Source organism: Micromonospora sp. NPDC004540 (genome assembly GCF_040610095.1).
GTDB lineage: Bacteria > Actinomycetota > Actinomycetes > Mycobacteriales > Micromonosporaceae > Micromonospora.
Map to the genome: position 1 here is coordinate 1 of NZ_JBEXLR010000176.1, position 5,819 is coordinate 5,819.

Below are 5,819 nucleotides of genomic sequence, written 5' to 3' on the forward strand. Positions count from 1 at the left end.
GTGGAACCAAGTGGGCCCGCGGGTAATCGCAACGTGGACCGTGCGTAAGCGTCCGCCCGCCCGCGTCGGCCTGGCCGAGCTGGTCGCGCGGTTCCCCGCCCTGGCCGAGGATGAGTTTTTCCTTGGCCTCGGCGCGGGGGATCGGCCGGTGATCCTGTCCCTCAGCGCCGACTCGCCGCACATTGCCGTATCCGCCGGGACGGGCGCCGGAAAATCCGTCCTCGCCCAGCTGGTCGCCGTTCAAATCCTCGCCCGGGGTGGCCGCGTCCTGATCCTGGACCGAAAGGGCAGCCATCGGTGGGCCCTCGGCCTCGCCGGGGTCGACTACTGCACCCGCCCCGACCAGATGCATTCCGCGCTGGTCCAGCTGGCCGCCCTCGCCGACGAACGGAACACCCTCGCCCTTCACGAAGAGGAGGGATGGAACCCGGGGCCGCGCGTCCTGGTAATCGCCGAGGAGTTGAACGCGACTATCGGCCAGCTGGCGAACTTCTGGGCCGAGGCGCGCGGGAAGGGCGACCCGAAGAGGTCCCCGGCGGTCGCCGCCCTGGCGGACCTGCTCTTTATGGGTCGGTCGGCGAAGGTCAACGTCCTGGCCGTCGCGCAGATGCTCACCGCCCGCGCCATCGGCGGACCCGAGGCCCGGGAAAACTTCGGGGTCCGGATGCTGGCCCGGTACACGGCGAACGCATGGAAGATGCTTGCGCCGGAAGCCGCCATGCCCCGGGCGTCCCGGACCCTCGGCCGGTGGCAAATCGTCGTCGGCGGACAGGCTACGGAGGTTCAGGTGGCCTACATGTCGACCGCCGAGGCCCGCGCGTTCGCTTGTCCCCGGTCGCCGGAGACATCCGAGGTCACGGCCCTATCAAGCCCCGCCGGGGACTTCCTGACGCTGCGCGAGGCCGCCGAGGCGGGCGTCATCCCGTGGACTCACGGCGCGGCGAAGAAACGCCTTCAGCGGCGCATCGGGGCCGTCCCCTCGCCGCGCGGGAAGCGGGGGACCGCCGACCTGTACGCCCGTGAGGATCTGGCCGCATGGGCGGCCCCGACGACGGAGGAGGCCCGGTCCGATGCCGTGGCGTGAACAACCCGCCGACCAGGTCTGGCCGCCGCCGGGACCCATCCCGCGCCGGATGCCCGACGGGCGTCTACTGGTCCGCCGGATGCGGTTGACCGAGGAGGGCCCGGTGCCGAACGGATACGCCCTCCTGTCGGCGACGGACGACGGTTACCCGGCATGGGACAGCCTCCTACGCGCCCGGGGCCAGTAGTCCGGACGACGACCAGGACGACGCCGAGGACGTGAACACCCGGGGTCGCCCTGGCCCACTCTCTATACGTCCCCGCCGTGACGCCGAGGAGGTTCCCGCCCGTGACCCGTAGCCGCGCCTCACCAGCCGTCGCCTAGAACCCTCCCGAGAGCCCCGTCAGGTCGCCCACCGCGACCCGGCGGGGCTTTCGTCGTATCCGGGGCCGGGCGGGGCCGTCGCCCTGGACGACGCCGAGGACGGGCGGGCCGTCGCCGAGGACGCCGAGGAGGGCCCGAGGGTCCCGGGATCAGTGATGGTTTCGCGTACAGGTGACGAAGTTTCGTCACTCTCATATAGGGCCTTAGGAAGAAGAAGAAGAAGACCTAAGCAGCTATATAGAAGTGACCAAACTTCGTCACCTGTACGCGGAACCTTCACTACGCGGGCCGCCGTCGCCGGCCCCACGGCCGCAATTCCCGTTGTGACGCAGTCGTGACCTCCCGATGTGAACAGCGCGGGTAGCTGTGGCCCACTAACACTCTGAACGCCACGAACGATGCGAACGCCCCGGAGGCCGCCATGCCTGCCCGCGCTTCACCCTGACCGACCGCCGTCCTGTCCGAATGACGAAAGGAGTAGCTGTGTCAGCCGACGTAAGCCCCTCATCACCCCACCGCGCCGACGCCCGGCGCGTAGTCCTTCACAGGTTCCGCCGACCGATCACCCGGCGGGCGCTGGACAACGGGAACGGCGTAGCCCAGCTGCCCGATGCCCGGGAACTGGCGGAGGTTTGGGCCGCCCCGGTCCTGACCGCCGACGTCGAACTGTTCCGGTCGGGTAGTGCCGCCCTCCTGTCTCGCCCGCGCGGTTCGTCCGCCGCGCCGGTCGCCCTTGACTGGTACGCCGTCGCGGACCGCCTGGCCGCGATCCTGCGGGGTCCGCTTCCCGAGAACACCGCCGGGACCCTGTACGCCGACCTGAACCACTACGCCCTGTACGGCGACCCCGCCGGGGTCCGGTCGTACCTGGTCGACGTGATCCGTGCCGTGCGCCGGGCGTCACCGCTGTATGTGGACCCGGACCCGCCGACCCGTCGCCCTCGGCGGACTGGCCGGACGCCCGAGCAGCGCCGCGAGGATGAACGTCAGCGGGCCCGCGCGAACCGCGCCGAGGGCCGCGAGGGGTCCCGGGACGACATGATGACGGCCGCCGGATGGGTCGCCGTTTGGCGCGATCAGGTCGGACCCGGCGCACACTCCGCGACCGACGTCTACCGCACGTATGTCGACCGCGTGACCGACGCCCACCAAATCCCGGTCGGTCGAAACACGTTCTACCGCCTCGCCGAAGAGGTCTTAGGCCCCCGCAAGCGCCGAGCCAGTGGCCCGGTATTCGTCGTTTCCCAGGAGGTAACGCCGATGGACCGCACGCAGCGCCGCGAACTGGCCGCCCTGATCGTGGACCGACTGACCGAGGAATGGCGGACCGCCGCCCTGGACGGCCTCGCGGACCTCCTGGCCGAGCGCCAGGCTGTCGCCAGCGCCCCGGAATCCGCGGTTACCTCCCCCGCGATTACGGGCGCCGGAAACGTGGTCTCCCTGGCCGCGCATCGCGCCCGCCGGGTCGCGTGACCCCTTAATCGCACACGGCCCCGGGAGTCACACCGGGCCGTGTGTGCGCCGTGCGTGGTCAAGGCGGGCAATCACCCGCACGGCGTAAGCACCGCCTGTCGTTCGGGCGCGTGCTCCCTGGTGGCCGGGTCCGTTCGCATCCCCCTCGCGTTCGGACCCGGTCCCGGGTCGACCCCGCCCTATATCCCGTGTCCCGGTAGCCGTCCTGGCCGCCGGGCTTTTTTTCAGGCGTCTAGACGCCACGAACAATTCGAAAGGAGGGCCCGGTGCCCACCTGTTCCGAATGTCCCCGCCCGATTGCGCAGACCCCCGGCGGTCGGGAACGGGTCACCTGTTCCGCGCCGTGCCGCATGACCCGGCACCGTCGCCTACGCCGCGAAGAGGCATACGGGCTACTGGTCCGCCAGACCGCCGCCGTGATCGCTGGCGACGCTGAGGCCCTGGCCGAGGTCGAGCGCGACGCCCGGCGGATTTTCGGGTGACCACCGCCGGCCACGACCCGGACGCCGTCCCGTACGCCCTGGCCTGGCAGACCCTTCGCGCTCGGCGGTATCGCTGCCACCTGTGCAGGAAGCCGACGCGGCGTGTGATCCGGGACGCCGCCGGCCGCCCAGTTGTCCTGTGTTCCCGCCGCCACACACCGACCAGGAAGACCCGCCCATGACCACCCATCCGACCCGCCCTGACGTCCTGACCGTCGCCCGCGCCCTCGCGCAACTCTGCGCCGCCGGGACGACCGGGACCGTCCGCTACACGGGGACCCGCCTGGCCCGGGAACTGGCCGCCGCGACCGGCTACCCGTACACCCGCGAGGAGGTCGACCCGGCCGTCCGTGCCGCGTGCCGCGTCCTGACCGAGACCTACGGCGTCTACGCCGACTACGTCACCGAGCCCGGCCGGGAAGGCAAAGGCTGCCGCTGGCGGCTTTCGGTTCAGCCCTAACCCTCACCCCTAACCCCGCCCCGACGACCTGTCAGGACCCGCCTGACGGGCGCCGCAACCCGCCCTGAGGAGAAACACCATGCCCGCCACCTACGGCGACCAGGCCCAGCCCGACTGGACCGTCCCCGCGTTCGTCCTGACCCATCCCGACTGTCCCCCGGCCGTCCGCGAGGCGTTCGACGCCCTGGACGCCGCGAATGACGCGACCCGGGAGGCCAACGCCGAGGCCGACGCCGTCGCCGACCGGATCGCGGACCACCGCGCCGACGTCGCCGCCGCGATCCGCGACGGAAAGAAGATTCCGACCCCGATCACGCACGAGATCGCCGAGGAGATGACCCGGCAGGCCGAGACCCGCGTCCGGGCCGCCCGTAACCGCGCGGTCGCCGCCGCGAAGGCGGTCGAGGACGTGATCCCCGAGCATCACGAAACCCTCCGGCCCATCCTGTCGGCCCGCGTCCCTGAGTTGACCGAGGCGACCGCCCGGGCGTTCCGGGAGGCCCGCCAGGCTTACCGAGAGGCCGAGGCCCTGACGACCGCGATCGCGTCCCTGGACAACGTCCGGGAGATGCGCCGGCCGGTCACCCCGGAGCAGCGCCAGGCGATCGCGAAGAGGTCCCGCGCCCTTCACTACCGCCATCCGGAGAACCAGCTGGGCCGGTCCATGCGGATCGCTTTGGCGTGGCAGGACGTCGAGGCCGTGGCGACCGGTCTCCCGGCGGACCTGATCGCCGCCGACCCGTACGCCGAGGAGGTCTGATCGTGGCGAGTCTGGACAACATCGCCGACCGCATCGCGCGGGCCGTCGTCGCCGCCGAGGAGGCGGACCGGGCGAGGACCGTCCGACCCCGCGCCGACCGCGCCTGGCTGGTCGAGGAGGCCGCCGCGCGCTACGGCCTCGGCGATGCCCTGGCCGCCCGGATCACGGGCGAGGGTCCTACGGAAATTCAGCGTTCGGCGCGGGACCTGGCCCTGACCCGGGACACCATCGCCGCCGCCGAGGCTGAGGCGAAGAACGCCACCGACCCGGCGACCGACGACGACTGACCGACGCGACGTGAGGGGCCTCGGGAATCGACCCGGGGCCCCTCTTCGCGTACCCGCCCCACCGATCGAAAGGCCCGCCCCGTGATTGCTCCCGCCCCGTCCCGGTCCACCCGCCGCCGCCTCTCCCATGCCCGTGCCGTTCGCCGCGAGGCGGGCTACCGATGCCGGGTGACGGACGCTGGTCGCCCGTGCCTGTCCGCGTCGTCCGGCGTCGTCCTGGTCGACGGCCACCCGGTCGCCGCCTGCCCGTCCCACCTCCCCGGCCGGACCGGTCGCGCCGGCCACGCCCCTGCCGCCCGGGACCGGGACGCCTGGTCCCGCGCTCTCCTGTCTGCGTTGCGACGTGATCGCGAGACCAGCGACGCGACCAGCGACAACGCAGCGTGACCCAGGGGGATAGGCCCCCTTCGATGTTCTTACAGGACCGGGTCGGCACAGCATCCCTGGCTGCGTGCACGCTCCGCCCTGGTTTTTGACTACAGAAAGTTACAGAAATGACCGCTGAGACTGACCCGGACGGCCTCCCCGCTAGCTGGACGGCCGGGGCCCGCGAGACGTTCGCCGCCGTGACCGAGGAGCGTCCCGACCTAACGGCCGCCGAGGTCGCCGAGCTGTTCCACGCCTGCGCGTTGGAGTCGGCCGCCGAACGGCTGGACGCGGTCGCCCTGGCCGCCGGAATGGTCGCGCGCGGGTCGACCGGACAGCCGTGCGTTCACCCCGCCGCGATCGAAGCCCGCCTCGCCCGGACCGCCGCCGCCGCGATCCTCGGCCGCCTCCACAAGCCGTCGCACGGTTCGCCGTCCGAGCGGGCCCGCCGCGCGGCGCGCGCCCGGTGGAGCGGTGGCCAGTGACCAATCCGAAGATGCGCCGCCGCAGCGTGGCCCGGTCCGGCGTCGAGTCGGTCCCGGTCGCCCATCACGGCGCGCCGCTGGCCGACTTCACGCCCGCC

At 72.1% G+C, this 5,819-nt stretch carries 6 protein-coding genes; all 6 read left to right on the forward strand.

What is annotated here, in order from left to right; all coding sequences use genetic code 11:
• On the forward strand, positions 1-1,084 hold a 1,084-nt coding region (locus tag ABZV78_RS31125; RefSeq protein ID WP_355644349.1), incomplete at its 5' end, for a type IV secretory system conjugative DNA transfer family protein.
• An 807-nt stretch (positions 1,085-1,891) separates the two neighbouring features.
• The gene (locus ABZV78_RS31130) at positions 1,892-2,881 is read left to right on the forward strand and encodes a hypothetical protein (protein ID WP_355644351.1); all 990 of its coding nucleotides are present in this window, start codon (positions 1,892-1,894) and stop codon (positions 2,879-2,881) included.
• 660 nt (positions 2,882-3,541) lie between these two features.
• The gene (locus tag ABZV78_RS31135; RefSeq protein ID WP_355644353.1) at positions 3,542-3,823 is read left to right on the forward strand and encodes a hypothetical protein; all 282 of its coding nucleotides are present in this window, start codon (positions 3,542-3,544) and stop codon (positions 3,821-3,823) included.
• A 79-nt stretch (positions 3,824-3,902) separates the two neighbouring features.
• A complete protein-coding gene (locus tag ABZV78_RS31140) occupies positions 3,903-4,583 on the forward strand; it encodes a hypothetical protein (RefSeq protein ID WP_355644355.1) in 681 nt (226 codons plus the stop codon).
• Positions 4,584-4,585: 2 nt separating this feature from the next.
• Positions 4,586-4,870, forward strand: coding sequence for a hypothetical protein (locus ABZV78_RS31145; protein ID WP_355644357.1), 285 nt, complete (start codon positions 4,586-4,588; stop codon positions 4,868-4,870).
• Between the two features lie 494 nt (positions 4,871-5,364).
• A complete protein-coding gene (locus ABZV78_RS31150; protein WP_355644358.1) occupies positions 5,365-5,721 on the forward strand; it encodes a hypothetical protein in 357 nt (118 codons plus the stop codon).
• The last annotated feature ends 98 nt before the right edge of the window (positions 5,722-5,819 follow it).

Coding starts and splice junctions, on each gene's coding strand:
- ABZV78_RS31135 (WP_355644353.1), top strand. CDS start 3,542: ATGACCACCCATCCGACCCGCCCTGACGTCCTGACCGTCGCCCGCGCC.
- ABZV78_RS31140 (WP_355644355.1), top strand. CDS start 3,903: ATGCCCGCCACCTACGGCGACCAGGCCCAGCCCGACTGGACCGTCCCC.
- ABZV78_RS31150 (WP_355644358.1), top strand. CDS start 5,365: ATGACCGCTGAGACTGACCCGGACGGCCTCCCCGCTAGCTGGACGGCC.